The 16,617-nt window shown below is 64.4% G+C and carries 14 protein-coding genes and 3 pseudogenes; 11 read left to right on the top strand and 6 right to left on the bottom strand.

From position 1 onward, the window contains the following. Positions 1 to 433, bottom strand: a 433-nt coding sequence (locus tag PAM7066_RS18750; protein WP_217808394.1) for a hypothetical protein, incomplete at its 3' end; no start/stop codon positions are given. Positions 434 to 584: 151 nt separating this feature from the next. Between PAM7066_RS18750 and PAM7066_RS17880 the strand changes: the two genes are divergently transcribed. Together PAM7066_RS17880 and PAM7066_RS17875 are read left to right on the top strand one after the other, a co-directional pair. After that, a complete protein-coding gene (locus PAM7066_RS17880; RefSeq protein WP_175484732.1) occupies positions 585 to 1,142 on the top strand; it encodes a dienelactone hydrolase family protein in 558 nt (185 codons plus the stop codon). A gap of 130 nt (positions 1,143 to 1,272) precedes the next feature. Further along, the gene (locus PAM7066_RS17875) at positions 1,273 to 1,743 is read left to right on the top strand and encodes a GFA family protein (RefSeq protein ID WP_245749762.1); all 471 of its coding nucleotides are present in this window, start codon (positions 1,273 to 1,275) and stop codon (positions 1,741 to 1,743) included. A 413-nt stretch (positions 1,744 to 2,156) separates the two neighbouring features. Here the strand turns inward: PAM7066_RS17875 and PAM7066_RS17870 are convergent, their stop codons facing one another. Beyond that, a complete protein-coding gene (locus PAM7066_RS17870) occupies positions 2,157 to 2,765 on the bottom strand; it encodes a ferric reductase-like transmembrane domain-containing protein (protein ID WP_085855580.1) in 609 nt (202 codons plus the stop codon). Then, positions 2,762 to 3,262, bottom strand: a complete 501-nt coding sequence (locus PAM7066_RS17865) for a peptidase associated/transthyretin-like domain-containing protein (protein ID WP_085855579.1) — start codon at positions 3,260 to 3,262, stop codon at positions 2,762 to 2,764. The genes PAM7066_RS17870 and PAM7066_RS17865 overlap by 4 nt, the downstream gene beginning before the upstream one ends. Before the next feature lie 92 nt (positions 3,263 to 3,354). On the opposite strand from PAM7066_RS17865, the gene PAM7066_RS17860 reads away from it, so the two are divergent. The 9 genes and pseudogenes from PAM7066_RS17860 to PAM7066_RS17820 all read left to right on the top strand — a co-directional run bounded on the left by PAM7066_RS17860 (position 3,355) and on the right by PAM7066_RS17820 (position 13,454). Then, the gene (locus PAM7066_RS17860; protein WP_175484731.1) at positions 3,355 to 4,860 is read left to right on the top strand and encodes an NAD(P)/FAD-dependent oxidoreductase; all 1,506 of its coding nucleotides are present in this window, start codon (positions 3,355 to 3,357) and stop codon (positions 4,858 to 4,860) included. 191 nt (positions 4,861 to 5,051) lie between these two features. After that, positions 5,052 to 5,773, top strand: a pseudogene (locus PAM7066_RS17855) (integrase core domain-containing protein); the annotation flags it as partial. Positions 5,774 to 5,892: 119 nt separating this feature from the next. Next, positions 5,893 to 6,084 (top strand): hypothetical protein, encoded by a 192-nt coding sequence (locus PAM7066_RS17850; RefSeq protein WP_085855577.1) that lies wholly within the window; start codon positions 5,893 to 5,895, stop codon positions 6,082 to 6,084. A gap of 611 nt (positions 6,085 to 6,695) precedes the next feature. Further along, the gene (urtA, locus tag PAM7066_RS17845) at positions 6,696 to 7,979 is read left to right on the top strand and encodes an urea ABC transporter substrate-binding protein (protein WP_085855585.1); all 1,284 of its coding nucleotides are present in this window, start codon (positions 6,696 to 6,698) and stop codon (positions 7,977 to 7,979) included. A gap of 62 nt (positions 7,980 to 8,041) precedes the next feature. After that, complete coding sequence (urtB, locus tag PAM7066_RS17840) at positions 8,042 to 9,982, top strand: urea ABC transporter permease subunit UrtB (protein ID WP_085855576.1); 1,941 nt, start codon at positions 8,042 to 8,044, stop codon at positions 9,980 to 9,982. A 46-nt stretch (positions 9,983 to 10,028) separates the two neighbouring features. Continuing rightward, entirely contained in the window at positions 10,029 to 11,258 is a 1,230-nt protein-coding gene (urtC, locus tag PAM7066_RS17835) for an urea ABC transporter permease subunit UrtC (RefSeq protein ID WP_175484733.1), read from the top strand. Beyond that, entirely contained in the window at positions 11,255 to 11,986 is a 732-nt protein-coding gene (gene urtD / locus PAM7066_RS17830) for an urea ABC transporter ATP-binding protein UrtD (protein ID WP_085855574.1), read from the top strand. The genes urtC and urtD overlap by 4 nt, the downstream gene beginning before the upstream one ends. A gap of 3 nt (positions 11,987 to 11,989) precedes the next feature. Beyond that, positions 11,990 to 12,685 (top strand): urea ABC transporter ATP-binding subunit UrtE, encoded by a 696-nt coding sequence (gene urtE, locus PAM7066_RS17825; RefSeq protein WP_085855584.1) that lies wholly within the window; start codon positions 11,990 to 11,992, stop codon positions 12,683 to 12,685. Positions 12,686 to 12,773: 88 nt separating this feature from the next. Then, positions 12,774 to 13,454: pseudogene (locus tag PAM7066_RS17820) on the top strand (IS6 family transposase). An 81-nt stretch (positions 13,455 to 13,535) separates the two neighbouring features. On the opposite strand, the pseudogene PAM7066_RS17815 reads toward PAM7066_RS17820, so the two are convergent. The 3 genes and pseudogenes from PAM7066_RS17815 to PAM7066_RS17805 all read right to left on the bottom strand — a co-directional run. Beyond that, positions 13,536 to 14,216, bottom strand: a pseudogene (locus PAM7066_RS17815) (integrase core domain-containing protein); the annotation flags it as partial. Positions 14,217 to 14,298: 82 nt separating this feature from the next. Continuing rightward, the gene (locus tag PAM7066_RS17810) at positions 14,299 to 14,940 is read right to left on the bottom strand and encodes a response regulator (RefSeq protein WP_085855573.1); all 642 of its coding nucleotides are present in this window, start codon (positions 14,938 to 14,940) and stop codon (positions 14,299 to 14,301) included. Beyond that, positions 14,937 to 16,373 (bottom strand): sensor histidine kinase, encoded by a 1,437-nt coding sequence (locus PAM7066_RS17805; protein WP_090929534.1) that lies wholly within the window; start codon positions 16,371 to 16,373, stop codon positions 14,937 to 14,939. The genes PAM7066_RS17810 and PAM7066_RS17805 overlap by 4 nt, the downstream gene beginning before the upstream one ends. Positions 16,374 to 16,617: the final 244 nt, after the last annotated feature.

Genomic DNA, 16,617 nt, shown 5'->3' with positions numbered 1-16,617 from the left:
CTCCTGAGCTCGCTAGGTTACATGCCGCCGGCAGAGGCTGAGAGACGACATCTTGAACAGCCCCAACCCCGCGATAAGGTCGCCTGACCCGTTGAACGAAACGCTCTCCGGTAAAGCCGGGGCGGTTCAATGTTTCGTCGCCGGTCTTTCCCGGTGCCTCTCCGGCGAACACGAAGGCGATGGGTCGCCCGTGCGGTCCGATCTGGTTCGAGTAGATGTATCCCGGTGCGTTCGTCGTTCCGCCCTCGGTTGCTGCCAACTCCAGGTTGGAGGCCGTTGCGTCTGAGGAGAAAGGCGTGATCGCTGACTTCTCAAGCGTGTCGATCCCCTCGTAGCGCAGCTGGATCGACCCGTTCTTCGGGTTGATCTTGGGCGGCGAGCCCCGCCTGCGGAGGCGGAAGATCGGTTCTGGGTCATCGGGAATGAATCGCATCGAGTCCGAGGAACTCCAGACAGCTCGCTATTCTACGTGCTGCCTCTCAGGCCACGCGGTAACGAAGCTTCGCTTCGAATACAGCAGACCTTGACGTTAGCACTTTGAACGCGCCAGAACAGAGATGGAACATATCCGATGGATCTGTGCAATGGCTGATATTCTGCTCTACCATTCTGTCCTGGGCCTTCGGCAAGTGGAACTTGATCTCGCCGACCAGTGGCGCAATGCGGGCCACAACGTCGTCACTCCCGATCTCTTCAAAGGCCGTCAAGCGGGCACGTATGACGAAGGGTTTGTCATCCTCAAGGAGATTGGACTACAGGTTGCGGCGGATCGTGCCATCAAGGCAGCTGAGCAGGCACAGGATGGAGTTGTCCTGGCGGGCGTCTCAATGGGCGCTGGCATGGCCGCACGGGCTTGGCAGCAAAGACTCGATGCGAAGGGCATTCTGTTCATCTCCGGACCGGGCCCCTGGCCCAATGATGTGGCCGGCACCCCGGTTCAACTTCATGCTGCTCGACCCGAACCCTTCGACGAGGAAGAAGTATTTGAGGATTGGCAGGCGGAAAATCCTGGGGCGCGATTAGAGGTCTACCGCTACGACAATGTCGGGCATTATTTTCTGGATCCGGCATTGGCAGACTTCTCAGAGGCGGCTAGCGAACAATGTCGGGAGCGCTGTTTGAAGTTTCTGTCTGCGCTCTAGCATTGCTTCCAGATAGTCGTTCGGGCGCGAAGGCGGCCGACACCTCAACGCCGCTCCGTCCGCTGAGCCGCCGTTGCCGTCTAAGGCTGTTATGGTAGGTTCTATCCGGAAGCCGGACAGACAGCGAAGTATGAACGGACAGCAGCAGCTTGATCCACGAGGAATGAAAGTGAGTATTACAACGAAATTAGCAGGCCGCTGCCTTTGTGGCGAAGTCACGGTGAACGTCGATGGCGAGCACGACGCACAGCCGGGCGCATGCCACTGCCGCATGTGCCAACGATGGTCCGGCGGGGTCTTCCTCGCATTCACGGCCGCCGCCGAAGCCGTTACAGTGAAAGGTCCGGTCAGGCGCTTTCAATCTTCCCCGTTTGCTGAACGCGCCTTTTGCGGCACGTGCGGAACGCATCTCTGGATGCGAAACACGGATGATCAAGCAGCGGAATACGATCTGATGCCCGGATTGTTTGATGCCGCCCATGACTGGCCGCTGCGCTCTGAGATCTACACCGACAAGTCAATGGCTTCGGTCCGCTTGGAAGGCGATCACCTGCGAAAGACCGAAGCGGAGTTCGAGGCATCCAACCCGCATATTGATTGAAACGCGTGTGATGCGCCCTCCTCGGCTTCGACCGATCAGCGCCAGAGGCTCCGGCAACGACCGGCGGCTTTGTCCGCGCTGCCGTCATCGAACCTGTAATACTGCTGCGCCATGCATGAATGGCAGCAATGCGAAAGCTGCGCCGCAGCGTGTGAACGGTCCGCGAACGACAGGTCAGGGCCGGGCGTGACGGGCTCCGTGCTGGGGTGAATGCTCGACCTGCTGCGTCACTGCAATTCCGCTTCGAGCCTTTATGCCCTCTGACACGCGCTCGCGTTGTCGCGCACGCAGCCAAGGCCGGCGAATTGATCGAACCTGATGCCACTCTGCTGACGTATGTCGAAACAGACATCCGCCGCGTCGGCGGCATGAGAGGAAATGCCGAGTTCAGGAACAGTTGCCTACCCGGTCAATCATGGCTTCCAGCGGAAGAAGGTTCGAAACTGGGCACGGACCACGGCAGCCACCGAGGCGGTCAATACCGCTAGGCAAAGCGCCCACTTGCTGAACGTGCCCATCGTGCCTTCGATCTGTATCGCGTGGATCACGGTGCCCAAGACGACCACCAAGGCAAGCCCGTTATGGATCGCACTCCATGTAGTTGGGTTGAGCCGCATCTTCCGCCGCAGCGTCACTAGGAGCGCGCTCAACACCAACGCCCACATGGCTGTCACGCCCCAGACCGAAAAAGGCGTCGGAGAGCGCAGGAGCAAGGCATCGATAGCGTCCGGCGGGCTCGCGATCAGCAAGCCGCCCAAGTGAATCGCGACGAGAACGACCAAGACCGCGCCGCTGCGTTGGTGCCAGCGACGCAACCTTGCAAGCGACACGCCCGCCAGCCAGTTGGTCATCAGAAGCGGCTGGATCAGTAGCACCCCCAACCCCAGTACCCCCGTTAGGCTGGCCGCGACGTAGGAGGGCGAGCGGTAGGCATGCAGCGGGCTCAGGGCCGCGACTATGACCGGCACCCCGACGAAGATCGCCACAGCGCCCCATGCCAGGATCGCGAGGGCACGGGTCAAGCCTCGGCGAGTACGAAATGAGCCTCGAGGCTCGTGTTGCTGGCCGACGACATTACCGGACGCAGGAACACGGTCCGGAAGGACCCGCCGGCGTACTCGGCGTCATAGGCTAGATGACCGTGTGGCTGACCGAAAGCGGGCACGATCTGCGGCATGTCCATCTGGAACGCCCCGGTGGCGTCCGTTAGCGTGGCGCCGTGGCTTTCGGGGTCGCTCTCGTACGCTTCCGTCGTGTGGGCCCAGATCTGGATGCGCGCTCCTTCGATCGGCGCTCCGTAGCCGGCGCGGCGCACAGTGCCGGACATTCTGAAACCGCCGCCGCCGATGCGTTCGACGATCGGCGCACCGGGGCGATAGTTGTTGGCCCCGCCCCGCATCGTGGGGGTGGGCTGCAACTCTTGTGCGCGGGCCGGACTAAATATGGCCGGTGCTGCAAGTGCTGCGGTCGCCGCCGCAGCGCCTGCGATGACCGTGCGACGGGAGGCGATAAAAGTCATGTCGGGTCTCCTTCCGGGCGGAACTACATGTTTGCCCAGCCAATACTCGACTTAGATTGCCCACTGCTCAAAGGAATATGGCGCAAAATAATGTGAGACTGGTCGCCGAGGCGGACTTGGGCGAACGCGTCGTGCGGGCGCTGATCCTGCGCAAGGTCGGGCTGATGGAAGGCGGCGCGGCGGGGCCGGTCCTCGTCGGCAATCCCGATAGCCGCGGCATGGCCACGCTCGGCGAGTTCCTGCGCCGCAACGCGATCCCGCATCACATCCTCGATCCCGCAACCTCGCCCGAAGCCGCGGCGCTGGTCGCCCGACACGAGCAAGATGCGGAGGGGCCGCTCGTCGTTTGCCCGGACGGCGTCGTGCTCATTGCACCGACGCCGGCCTTTCTTGCCCGCAGCCTTGGAATGGGGCGCCCGGAGGGTGCGGAGAAGGTCTTCGATGTTACGATCGTGGGAGCAGGCCCGGCAGGGCTTGCCACCGCCGTCTACGCCGCATCCGAGGGGCTGTCGGTAGCCGTACTGGACGCCCGTTCCTACGGGGGGCAGGCCGGGGCGAGCATGCGGATCGAGAACTACCTGGGCTTCCCGAGCGGCATTTCGGGCGGCGCCCTCGTCGCTCGCGCGAGCGTCCAGGCGCAGAGGTTCGGCGCCGACATGATGATCCCCGCGCGCGTGACGAACCTCGGCTGCGATCGCACCGATGGCCTGCTGGAGCTGTCTCTCGAAGACGAGGCGTCGCCCCTCCTGACACGGTCAGTTGTGGTCGCGAGCGGGGCCGAATATCGGCGGCCCGGCATCCCGGACCTGGCGAGATACGAGGGGGCGGGCGTCTGGTACTGGGCCGCGGCGGCCGAGATCAGGCTCTGTGCGGGCGAGGAGGTCGCCGTGATCGGCGGCGGCAATTCGGCCGGTCAGGCCGTGGTTCACCTGGCGGCGCATGTCCGAAAGGTCCGCATGTTCGTGCGCGGCCCGGCGCTGGCGCAGTCGATGTCGCGCTACCTGGTCGACCGCATCGCCGCGGCTGGCAATGTCGAGGTGATGACCAGCACAGATGTCGTGGCCCTGTTCGGCGAGGCCGCCCTCGCGGGGATTCGCTGGCGCAAGCGCGACGACGGCGACACGGGCGCCATCGCCCTGCGGCACCTGTTCGTCTTCGCGGGCGCCGACCCCGCATCCGGCTGGCTGCAATCCTGTGGCGTCGCGCGGGACGCCGCAGGTTTCATTGAGACACACCAGTCCTGGCCGCACGACCCACCCGCTGCCGACATCACCCTCCAGACCTCGATCCCCGGCGTGAGATATTCGCGCCGGATCTGTCAAGCGGGTTGGCGCGGCCATCGGCGAGGGCGCGCAGGTCGTCGCGGCCCTGCATCGCTGGCTGGCTGGGCGCAGCGGGATCCGCTACCCTTGATGGGCTCGTGGGCCATAGACGAGGCTCAGCACCCGATGGTTGCCGATGCTGGTTATGACACATGTGCGGATGTCGCCGTCCGCGCCTGCAGCAGAGTCGACGCCGCGCCATATGGGAATGCCGCAGAAGGGCTACTCTCCGTCGGTCATCGTACGATCATGAGCGGCGACTTTGACGGCTGGTGAGGCGCGGAACGTTGGGTGAGAACCCATACCGTGGCGCAGTTCGTAAGTTTGCACCAAGTCCGCCAAAAGTGCTACACATTGTGCTACCTGAGTGGCTGGTCAGAACTGTAAAATATCATATAAAACAGTGTGATAGTATGCCAAGAAGTCCGCAAGTGGCGGACTTCCTCTCCGCCAGCCGAACCTGGCCCGAGGCTCGGCTCTGGCTGAACGACGGGTCGTGCATTCGTCTGCGGCCGGAGCGGCCGAACCACGTCCCCCTCTCGGCAGATTGCTCTGCAATCGCCTGCCGGGCAGTGGGATCCTGCGACTTCGTCGAGAGCCGGACCCATGATCGAAGAAAGTTCCGCATGCTCAACGTGATCGACGCGTTCACCCAGGAGTTGCGAGCCATTGTCCGCCATCGGTCCGAGGTCGATGGCGAGTGCGATCAGGATCGACCGGAAGCTGAACTCGACTGCGGTGATCGACGTGCCTCGACCGACCTGTTCATCTTGCGAGGTGTGCCTGGTCATGTTCGCTCGGGTGACGGCCCGGAGTTCATCGCCAAGGCTGTTCGGAACTGGATCGCTGCCGTCAGAGCAAAGACGGCGTTCATCGAGCCCGGTCGTCCCTGGGAGAACGGCTACCGCGAAAGCTTCAACTCGAAGCTTCGCCCCTCTCGGCAGATTGCTCCGCAATCGCCTCCCGGGCAGCGGACGAGCTGCTGGATGGCGAGATCTTCCACTCCCTCGCTGAGGCTCGCGTCGTGATCGAGGCATGGCGCGTCCATTACGATACAGCGCGGCCCCACTCGTCCCTGGGCTACCGGCCGCCTGCGCCGGAGGCCATCTATTGGCCGTCAAAGCGGAACCGGACTTCTCCCCCGTCGGCGCCCGCCGTGGCACCGGCTCCCGTCATGCACCAAGACTGAAACCGGACCACCCGATGGGGGCAGGCCAGCTTGCTCATGCGACCGTCTAACCGGATGGATTTGCGACGTGAAACGATGGCAAGAGAGTTCTGCACCAACGCCGACCCGAAGTGCCGCGAATGTCGCGGTTATCTGTTGTGGCGCACTATGGTGCGCAACACGCCGACCCCGAGGTCGATTCCGTGCGGCTTCGGTTCAGGCTGTTGAGGGAACTGTCGGCGGATTGGTTTCTGGCGGAAACCGAACAAGGGCGGGCGGCAGGCTCGTTCGAGCAGGCCTTCGATCTGTCGGTCGGCGATATTGTAGCATGAGTAAGATGAGGCGCGCAGCGCGGCAGACGTGTGGCGATCCGAGCGGCATGGGCGTGGTCACCGGCAATGGGGCTGCCCACGGCGATTTCGGAGTAAGCTCGGTGTATTCTTTGTTCCCCTAGTTCCTCGGCACGGCCCGTTGTGCGGCTTTGAGCAGGCACAGACCGCGTGTGCCAGCAAAGAGGTCGCCGGTTCGAAGGCTGCGGCCGCCGAGCCCGAGACGAGAATGTGGGCGCCAATGCCCCGGCCAATGCCCCGCTCACAAGACGTTGCCGTTGCTGGTCGATCGGCGCTGGTCGCGGGTTGATCGACCGGACTGGTCTTGTCTCTTTTCCGGATCGCACAGGATTTACGCTGATGCACCTTTTCCGTGCTGCGATGTCAGGCGTATGCCGATGAATCACCACGGGGGGGTAGGTGAGAGGATGACGACTGCGTCGCCTTGAAGGAAGTCTTTGCCCAAGCCGGTCAAAGACCCGGCCGAACCCGTGCGGCAGCGCCAGGCCTCCAAAGCGAGCGTGACGCCGCACCTGCTTAACCTGCCCGGGGGCAACTGTCTCGGCCGTGCCTAACGTGCCGCGCCGTTCCCCGCGCCGATCCGAGGGAACATGATGTCCGTCCGAAGCACGCTCCTCTCCACCGCTCTTGCCGCGCTGGCGCTGCCCGCCGCAGCACAAGAGGCTGACTGCCCGATCAAGGTCGGCGTCCTCCATTCGCTGTCCGGCACCATGGCCATCTCCGAGACGACGCTGAAGGACGCCATGCTGATGCTCATCGAGCAGCAAAACGAGGATGGCGGCCTTCTGGGCTGCCAGATCGAACCCGTCGTGGTCGATCCGGCCTCGGACTGGCCGCTGTTCGCCGAAAAGGCGCGCGAGCTTCTGACCGTGAACGACGTCGACGTGATCTTCGGCAGCTGGACCAGCGTCAGCCGCAAGTCGGTCCTGCCGGTGCTGGAAGAACTGAACGGCCTGATGTTCTACCCCGTCCAGTACGAGGGCGAGGAATCCTCGAAGAACGTGTTCTACACCGGTGCCGCGCCCAACCAGCAGGCGATCCCGGCGGTGGACTATTTCATCGACGAGCTGGGCGTCGAGAAATTCGCCCTTCTGGGCACCGACTACGTCTATCCGCGCACCACGAACCAGATCCTAGAGCAGTACCTCAAGGACAAGGGCATCGCGGCAGAGGATATCTTCGTCAACTACACCCCCTTCGGCCATTCGGACTGGTCCACGATCGTGTCGGACGTGATCGAGCACGGATCGGACGGATCGCAGGTCGGCGTGATCTCGACCATCAACGGTGACGCCAACGTGGGCTTCTACAAGGAACTGGCTGCGCAGGACGTCAGCGCCGATGACATTCCCGTCGTCGCCTTCTCGGTCGGTGAGGAAGAGCTGTCGGGCCTCGACACCTCGAACCTCGTCGGACACCTCGCCGCGTGGAACTACTTCATGTCCGCCGACACGCCCGCGAACGAAGAGTTCATCGCCGCCTGGCACGAGTTCATCGGCAACGAGGACCGCGTGACGAACGACCCGATGGAGGCCCATTACATCGGCTTCAACATGTGGGTGAACGCCGTCGAACAGGCCGGCACCACCGATGTGGACGCGGTGCGCGAGGCGATGTGGGGGCAGGAGCACCCGAACCTGACCGGCGGTACCGCGGTGATGAACGCGAACCACCACCTGTCGAAGCCCGTGCTGATCGGCGAAATCCGCGAGGACGGCCAGTTCGACATCATCAGCCAGACCGATCCCGTCGCGGGCGACGCCTGGACGGACTTCCTACCCGACTCGGCCAAGCTGACCTCGGATTGGCAGGAGCTCGATTGCGGCATGTACAACACCGAGACCGAGACCTGCGTCCAGCAGACCTCGAACTACTGAAGACCTGCGGGCGCCGCATCGGACGGCGCCCGTTCCACATCCCCTCACGTCCGCAGGCGCCCATGCTCCGCATCCTGATCCTCGCCCTCGGGGTCCTGACCCTGCTTCCGACCCCCGGTCGCGCGCAGGACCTTCAGACGATCCTCCAGCTTCACACCGAAGAGGTCGAGAACCCCGGCCGCCAGACGGTCGGCGTGGTCATCGAGGATCTGATTGCCGCGGAGATGCCCGTGGTGCCGGTGTTCCTGACGCATTGGCAGGACCGCGAGATCGTGCTGAACGCCGAGGACGGCCGGTTCTATGCGCTGGTGGATGATGCTGACGGACAGGCCACCATCCGCGACCTCGATACCGGGGCCGAGAGCACCGTCGCGGCCCCGGCACTGACCGAGGTGCGCCCGAATGGCGGCGTCCGGCGCGAGATCGCTGCGGCCCTCGTGCGCTTCCAGCTGTCAGACCCGGCGCCGGCGAACCGCCGCGCCGCGCTCGACGCCATCGCCCGGCAGCCCGACGCGGACCAGATCGCGCCCCTCGCCGCCTCTGTCGAGGACGAGGAGGACGAGGTGATCCGCGCTGACAAGGAGCGGCTTCTGAACATTCTGACGGCCCGCTACGGCGACACGACCGAGGCGCGCATCACCGCGATCGAGCGCCTGAGCGGCCGCATCACCCCCGACGCGCGGGCGGCGTTGAGCCAGGTTCTGACCACCTCCGACCAAATCGGCACCGGCGAGCCCGACGGGAACGTGGCGCAGGTCTATACGCCGGGTGACGAGATCACCCGCGCCGAAGCCTACGGTCGGCTGGTGGACGAGGGGCTGGCCCCCGCGCCAGTCTCTCCCGCTGCCATCCGCGACGCGCTGATCGCCAATATCGAGGACGGCGCGATCGCCGGCGTCCCGGTGGCCGAAATGAACACCGACGCCGCGCGCCGCGATGCCTACGAACGCCTGGCCGAGGCCGGCACCGTCCCGCCCTTCGTGCCCGACGAACAGATCGACGCCGCGCTGGAGTCGCACGTTTTCTACGCCGTCTACGACGAGGATGACCCGCTCGTCACCGACGCCGCCCGTGCAACGCTTCGATCCGTCGATACGCAGGTGTCGCTGAACAAGACGGCGGATCTGGCGCTCGACGCGCTGTCGCTGGCCTCGATCTACTTCCTCGCCGCGATCGGGCTGGCCATCACCTTCGGCGTCATGGGGGTCATCAACATGGCCCATGGCGAGTTCATCATGATGGGCGCCTATACCGGCTATGTCGTCCAGCAGATCGTTCCGGACTACACGCTGTCGCTGATCATCGCGCTGCCGCTGGCTTTCGTGGTTGCGGGCGCGGCCGGAATCGCGATGGAGCGTCTGGTGATCCGCCATCTCTATCATCGTCCGCTCGAGACGCTGCTGGCGACCTTCGGCATATCAATCGCGCTGCAGCAGCTTGCCAAGAACATCTTCGGCACGCAGGCGCGCCCGTTGACAGCGCCCGACTGGCTGAGCGGGCAACTGGTGTTCAACGAGCTGGTGGCGATCAGCTATATCCGCATCGCGATCTTCGTCCTTGCCGGACTGTTCCTGGCGCTTCTGCTGTTCATCCTGCGGCGCACACGACTGGGGCTGGAGGTTCGCGCGGTCACGCAGAACCGGGGTATGGCGGCCTCGATGGGGATCGACCCCGACAAGATCAACATGGCGACCTTCGGGCTGGGGTCGGGCATCGCGGGAATCGCCGGCGTGGCCATCGGGCTTTACGCGCAGGTGACCTCGGAAATGGGCGCCAACTACATCGTGCAGAGCTTCATGACGGTCGTCGTCGGCGGCGTCGGCAATGTCTGGGGCACGCTTGCCGGGGCAGGGCTGATCGGCGTGCTGCAGAAGTCGATCGAGAGCATGAACCCCTCGAACACGTTGGCCGCGCAGACCTACATGATCCTCTTCATCATCATCTTCATTCAGTTCCGGCCGAGGGGCATCGTCGCCCTGCGCGGCCGCGCGGCCGAAGCGTGACGGCCATGCGCACCATCGAAAGGCCCGCGCCATGACCGATGCCACCATGACCCTGCCGCACCGGACGCCGCCGGTGCGCCAGACCTCGACCTTCGGGTTCCTTGCCGCGCTCGCCGTCTTCGCGGTCACCGTCACCGTGCTGGCCGAGCAGGGGGCGATCTCGACCTCGTTCGTGAAGACGTTGGGCAAAACGCTGTGCCTCTGCCTCGCCGCCGTCGCAATGGACGTGGTGTGGGGCTATACCGGCATCCTGAGCCTCGGGCACATGGCCTTCTTCGGCCTTGGGGGCTACGCGATCGGCATGTGGCTGATGTATGCCCGGACCGAGGGGCTGGTGGTCCAAAGTCTCGCGTCCCAGCCGCTGCCGCCTACGCCGGGCGAGCTTCGTGACGCCATCGGCAGCCAGATCTTCGGGGTGGTCGGGTCGTCGGACTTCCCGCTGATCTGGATGTTCGCGGACAGCTTGTTCCTGCAGCTGATGATGGTGGTGCTGGTGCCGGGCATGCTGGCGCTTGTCTTCGGGTGGCTCGCGTTCCGCAGCCGGGTAACCGGGGTCTACCTGTCGATCCTGACCCAGGCGATGACGCTGGCGCTGGCGCTGTACCTCTTCCAGAACGACAGCGGCCTTCGGGGCAATAACGGCCTGTCGGGACTGCAGAACATCCCCGGGTTCGAGAACACCTCGCAGGCGGCGCTGAGCCTGGGGTTCTTCTGGGCCTCTGCCGTGGCGCTGGCGCTGGGCTATTTGCTCTTCGCCTGGGTGGTTTCGGGACGGATGGGGTCGGTCCTGCGGGCGGTGCGGGACGACGAGGCGCGGGTTCGGTTCCTCGGCTACCATGTCGAAAGCTTCAAGCTCTTCGCCTTCGTCCTGACGGCCGTTGTCACGGGGATCGCCGGCGCGCTCTACTACCCGCAGGCCGGCATCATCAACCCGAACGAGATCGCGCCGATCGCGTCGATCTACCTCGCGGTCTGGGTTGCCATCGGTGGGCGCGGGCGGCTCTACGGCGCAGTGATCGGCGCCGCGTTCGTCTCGCTGCTTTCAAGCTGGTTTACCGGCGGCGGCGCGCCCGCAATCGCGCTGGGCGGCTACAGCCTGCAATGGACGGATTGGTGGCTGGTGCTTCTGGGGCTCAGCTTCGTCGCGGTCACGCTGTTCGCGCCGAAAGGGATCGGCGGGCTGGTCGACCTGATCGCGGATCGGCGCAGGCCCGACCGGCAGGGTGACTACGGCCCCGACAAGGGGGCCAAGCGGGCCGAGGAGGGCGCGGAATGACGCTTCTGGAAGTGGACGGCATCTCGGTGACCTTCGACGGGTTCCGTGCCATCAACAGCCTGTCGCTGAGCATGGGCGAGCCCGAGTTGCGGGCGATCATCGGACCGAACGGGGCGGGCAAGACAACCTTCATGGACATCGTCACGGGCAAGACCCGACCCGATTCCGGCCGAGTCGTCTGGGGCGAGGATAACCGCGACCTCATCGGCATGAGCGAAAGCGCCATCGCGCGGGCCGGTATCGGGCGGAAGTTCCAGAAGCCGACGGTGTTCGAGGATCAGACCGTGCGCGAGAACCTCGCCATGGCGCTGAAGGCCCGGCGCGACCCGTTCCGGGTGCTGTTTCGCCGCGCCGACAACGCCGGCCGCATCGCCGAACTGGCGGACGAGATCTCGCTTGCCGATCACCTGATGCGCAAGGCCGGCGAGTTAAGCCACGGCCAGAAGCAGTGGCTCGAGATCGGGATGCTTCTGGCGCAGGAGCCGCGCCTGCTGTTGGTGGACGAGCCCGCCGCCGGCATGACTCCGGCCGAGCGCGGCCACACGGCCGACCTGTTGAAGCGACTGGCGAAGACGCGCGCGGTGATCGTGGTCGAGCATGACATGGAGTTCGTCCGCCGCCTCGATTGCAAGGTGACGGTCCTGCACGAGGGTCGGGTTCTGGCCGAGGGCTCGCTGGACCACGTGACCAAGAACCGGGACGTGATCGATGTCTATCTGGGGCGCTGAATGATGCTGGATGTTCAGGGACTGACGCTGCGCTATGGGCAAAGCCAGGTGTTGCATGGCGTGGACCTTTCGGCGCGCGCCGGCGAGGTGACGGCGGTAATGGGGATGAACGGGGTGGGCAAGACCTCGTTGCTGAAGGCGATCGCTGGGCGCCATCCCTTTCGTGAGGGGCGGATCGTCGTGAATAGTCAGGATCTGGGGCATCCCGATGCGGTTCAGGCCGCGCGGGCGGGCATCGCCTATGTGCCGCAGGGGCGCGAAGTGTTCCCGCTGATGAGCGTGACCGAGAATCTGCAGACCGGCTTTGCCTGCCTCGGCCGCGGCGCACGATCGGTGCCCGACCGGATCTACGACCTGTTCCCGGTTCTGGCGCAGATGCGCAACCGCCGTGGCGGCGATCTGTCCGGCGGACAGCAGCAGCAGTTGGCAATTGCCCGCGCCTTGGTCACCAGACCCCGTGTCCTCCTTCTGGACGAGCCGACCGAGGGCATTCAGCCGTCGATCATCAAGGAGATCGGTCATGTCATTTCGACCCTGCGCGATGAGGGAGAGATCGCGATCGTTCTGGTGGAGCAATATTTCGACTTCGCCGTGGGGCTTGCTGACCGGGTCTCGGTGTTGACTGGCGGGCAGGTCAGTTACATTGCCGCCAAGGGCGAGATAAAACGCGAAAGCCTTCTGGAGGCAGTTTCGCTTTGATCGCAACATGCCCCGGGAAGAGGCCTGCGCCCGGTGATGTCAGAGCAAAATGCCGTGAGCGGGGCAGGGCGTCGCCGTAGCCCTGCTCATGAGCGAGCGCAGCCCCTTCCGCTACTTCAAGACATCGCCCGAGACCATCCTGGTCGTCATGTTGTACGTCCACTTCCCGCTGTCGCTTCGGAACGTCGAAGATCTGCTGCACGAGCACAGCATCGATGTCAGCCACGAGACTGTGCCTTTCTGGTGGCAGCGCTTTGGATCAACGTTCGCGGGAGCAAGCGCCGGATCGAGGGAATGAAGTCGAGACGCTGGCTGTGGCATCTCGACGGAATGTTCATGAAGATCATCGGAGAGCAGCACTACCTCTGGCGGGCGATCGATCATGAGGGCGAGGTCCTGGAAGGTTTCGTCACGAAGCGGCGGGACAAGAGGGTCGCGTTGGAAGTCCTCGAGAAAGCAATGAAGAAGCATGGCCGTGCAGACGTCTTCGTGACGGACAAGCTTCGCTCCTACGGTGTGGCCCTGAAAGATCTCGCGGTGGCGGATCGGCAGGAAACCGATCGGTGGCTGAATGACCGCTGGAAACTCCTACCTGCCGTTCCGACGAAGAGAGCGGGCCATGGAGCGGTTCCCGCGGATGCGAAGTCTACAGGAGTTCGCCGTCCTTCACGCGTCTGTCTCGAACCGTTTCAACCTGGACCGAAGCCTCTCAAGCCAAGTCAACTTCAAGGTGAACCGCGCCGCCGCTTTCGCCGAGGGGTTCGCCTGACAGCACCGCCACTTGCCGTCGCGAAAGCGCGAATGACTTGGTTTCGGGAATCGGGCGAGCTGACCTACCACGGGTCTTCCATCCAGCCGCGACCGGAGCCCGGTCGGTGTTTACGGCGATCGGCGCAGGTCGAGCAATCGCCTGACGCGCGGAGTTATCATCTCGCATTGCGGGGCGGGCGATTGCGGTGGTTGGCGGTCGCGCATGGTCAGCCGGGATTCGCTAGTCCAAGGCGGGATGCGGGCGTTCAATGTTGTAGTCGGCGGCCGCGATCACGACACGGGCGTGAGCCAAGTTCCGGAACATGGGCTCGTTGAGCAGCTCGTCCCGCATACGCCCGTTGAGACTTTCCACGAAGCCGTTCTGCATCGCCTTGTCCGGGGCGATGCAATGCCATGCGAACCTGTGCTCGGAACACTACCGCAGGATGGCGTTAGAGGTCGGTTCCGCCCATTGTCGCGGACGATCACTCCAAGCTTGCCGCGGCGCTCGATAAGGGCGGTTGGTTCACGCGCTAACCTGCGCCCCGAGATCGATGCATAGCAGATCGAGGCGAGGCACTCTCGGGTGACGTCGTCGACCACGTTGAGCACCCGCGCGCTGGCCGCTGGCGAACTGGTCATGGACGAAGTCCAGTGACCAACGCGCATTGAGCCGCGCCTCGACCAAGAGCGGCGTCCGCGTTCTGACGGCTTAGCGCCGGGCCTTTCGCTTACGCATTGTCAGCCCTTCCTCGCGGAAGAGCCGATAGTTCCGGTTGAGCATACCCGCACATCGTTGAGCGCCGGCTCGCTCAGGCCGAAGCGAAACGCCGTTCGGTGGTCTTCCACCAAGCGCCTGCGGGTCAGGAGCGCCAGTGATCGCGCGCCAACAGCGCCGCCTCGGTGCGGTTCCTGACCTGCAACTTCTCGAGGATAGTGGTCATGTAGTGCTTGACCGTCTTCTCCTGGATGTCGAGCGCCCGGCCGACCTCCTTGTTGCTCTTGCCTTGCGCAACGAGGCGCAGAATATCCTCCTCCCGCTTGCTGAGCGTGTCGATAAGTGTCGCGGGTTTGCCCTGCCCCGGCGGCTCGTTCATCGCGGAAAGTACACTCATCGCCAGCGCCGGCGCCACATAGCTCCGCCCCCCTGCCAAGTCGGCGACGATCCCGCACAATTCTTCGGCGCCGACGCCCTTGAGGACGTAACCCGCAGCTCCCGCTTTCAGCGCCTGCATCACGTCGTCGTCTTCCTCGGAAACGGTGAGGATGATGACCCGGGGCGCCCCGGCCCGGCCGGCTATGCGGCGGAGCGCGGCGAGGCCGCCGCCCGGCATGGACAGATCGAGAAGCACGATGTCCGGAGCGAGCGAGTCCGCGAGAACGACTGCCTCGTCGGCACTGCTGGCCGTACCCACGACCTCGAAACGGCCGTCCTCCGACAGGCTGCGAGACACGCCATCCCGGAACAGCGGATGGTCGTCCACGACCAGCACCCGGATCTTCATTCTCTTCCTGCCGTTTCGAGAGACATCGTCAATTGGGTGCCGCCTCCTGCCTGAGCGCGTGCGCTGAAGGTGCCGCCGAGGCTTTCGACGCGGTCGCGCAGGCCTTCGAGGCCCAGCCCTCCGGCCTTGAACGGCAGATCTGTCAAACCGGGGCCGCGATCGCGAACCGACAGTGTGACGGCCGTTGCATCGCCTTCGACCTCCACTTCGAGACCCGCACCGTCTGCGTGCCGGCTCCCATTGTTAAGACCCTCCTGTACGAAGCGGAAGACACAGATGCTCTCGGCCTGGTTGAGCTTCGGTACAGGCCTTGAGGTCAATGTGAGTGCAACGGGATGACCGGTGCGCACCGAGTGGGTATCCACCACGCCTCTGACGATCTCGGGCAGCGAACGGCCCTCGACATCGGGCGGCGAAAGACCACGAGAGATCGCCCGCACTTCTCGCATCGCCTGCGCCACCGAGTCCTGGACCATCTCGAACTCGTCCCCCGCTCTCCGGTCGGGCAGCGCCTTGCCTAGACCGTCGAGGCGGAGCGCCGCATAAGCGAGATACTGCGCCGGTCCGTCATGCAGGTCGGCGCCGATGCCGCGCAGCGTCCGCTCGGTCGCGGCCGCGGCTCGGGCGGCGGCGGCCTGAACACGCAGCCGCAGGTCCCGGTTGCGGTCGGCCAGCTCCTCCACCTCCGCCAGCCGCGCATCAAGATCACGCCTCTGTCTCTCGATGGTGCGGCTGCCACCGAGAACGATCGCGCTGAGCACAGTCCCAAGACCGAGTACGACGCCGCCGACAGTGAGCCATGCCTGCCGGCGCGCGGCCTCGAGGTCCGCTTTCAATTCGTAATTCACCTCGTAGAACTCGCCCACCGCTATGATCTCGCCCGACCATAACTCTCGGATCGGGCTGTAAATTTCGAGAAGCGGTGCGCCGAGGGCCTGCTCTTCGCGGTCCTCAAGATCGCCCAGCTCCTCGAAATCCGCCCGCACCTCGCCTTCCCAGGCAGCCTGCAGATTTTCTGTGGGCTCGAAGCGGCGGCCGACGATCTCCGGGTTGGATGCCTCGATGACGAGCCCGCCAGGCTTCCAGATTTTGTAGGAGACAACCCGTTCTCCCAACGGCGTGTTGGTGAAAATCTCTTCCAGCGCCCGCCGCGCGCCGGGCGACAGCTCGTCCTGTGTCGCAAGCTGCTGGCTGATCGGCGTGATGAAGCTTTCCATGTAGAGCGCGGTGCCATTCGCGGTGTTCCTGACCACGCTCTCCTCGATCCGCGCCGTAAGCCATGCGCCGATCAGCAGGGCCGACGCAAACAGCACAATGCCGCCCGCAATCGCAAACTGCGCGGCAAGCGACAAGCGGCTCCAAAATTGACTCGCGCGTTTCACCAGCCGGCGGCGTCGCGATGATGCAGGGATCGAAGTGGGTTCGTACGCCATTCAGCGCCGCTCGAACGTCTCGAGGAACTGGGTCCTTGTCTCGCATGACGGGGAGCCTGCCCGGGCGTCTTGGCTACGTGTCCGGGAACTTCGCTTCGTTGCCTTGTTTCCATCAGGGTCCTTCCCGAATGCCGAAATGGGCTCGTGGACTCTATTGATCGCCTTCTATGCTACACACGGCGCATTTGCCAACATCATTGCCCGTGGCCACCGAGGCACAACTTGTTGCGGGCGCCCGCAAACG

This window comes from Palleronia marisminoris (genome assembly GCF_900172315.1).
GTDB classification, from domain to species: domain Bacteria; phylum Pseudomonadota; class Alphaproteobacteria; order Rhodobacterales; family Rhodobacteraceae; genus Palleronia; species Palleronia marisminoris.
Note: the sequence above shows the minus strand (reverse complement) of the source record. Positions and strands in the feature narration are given on the sequence as shown.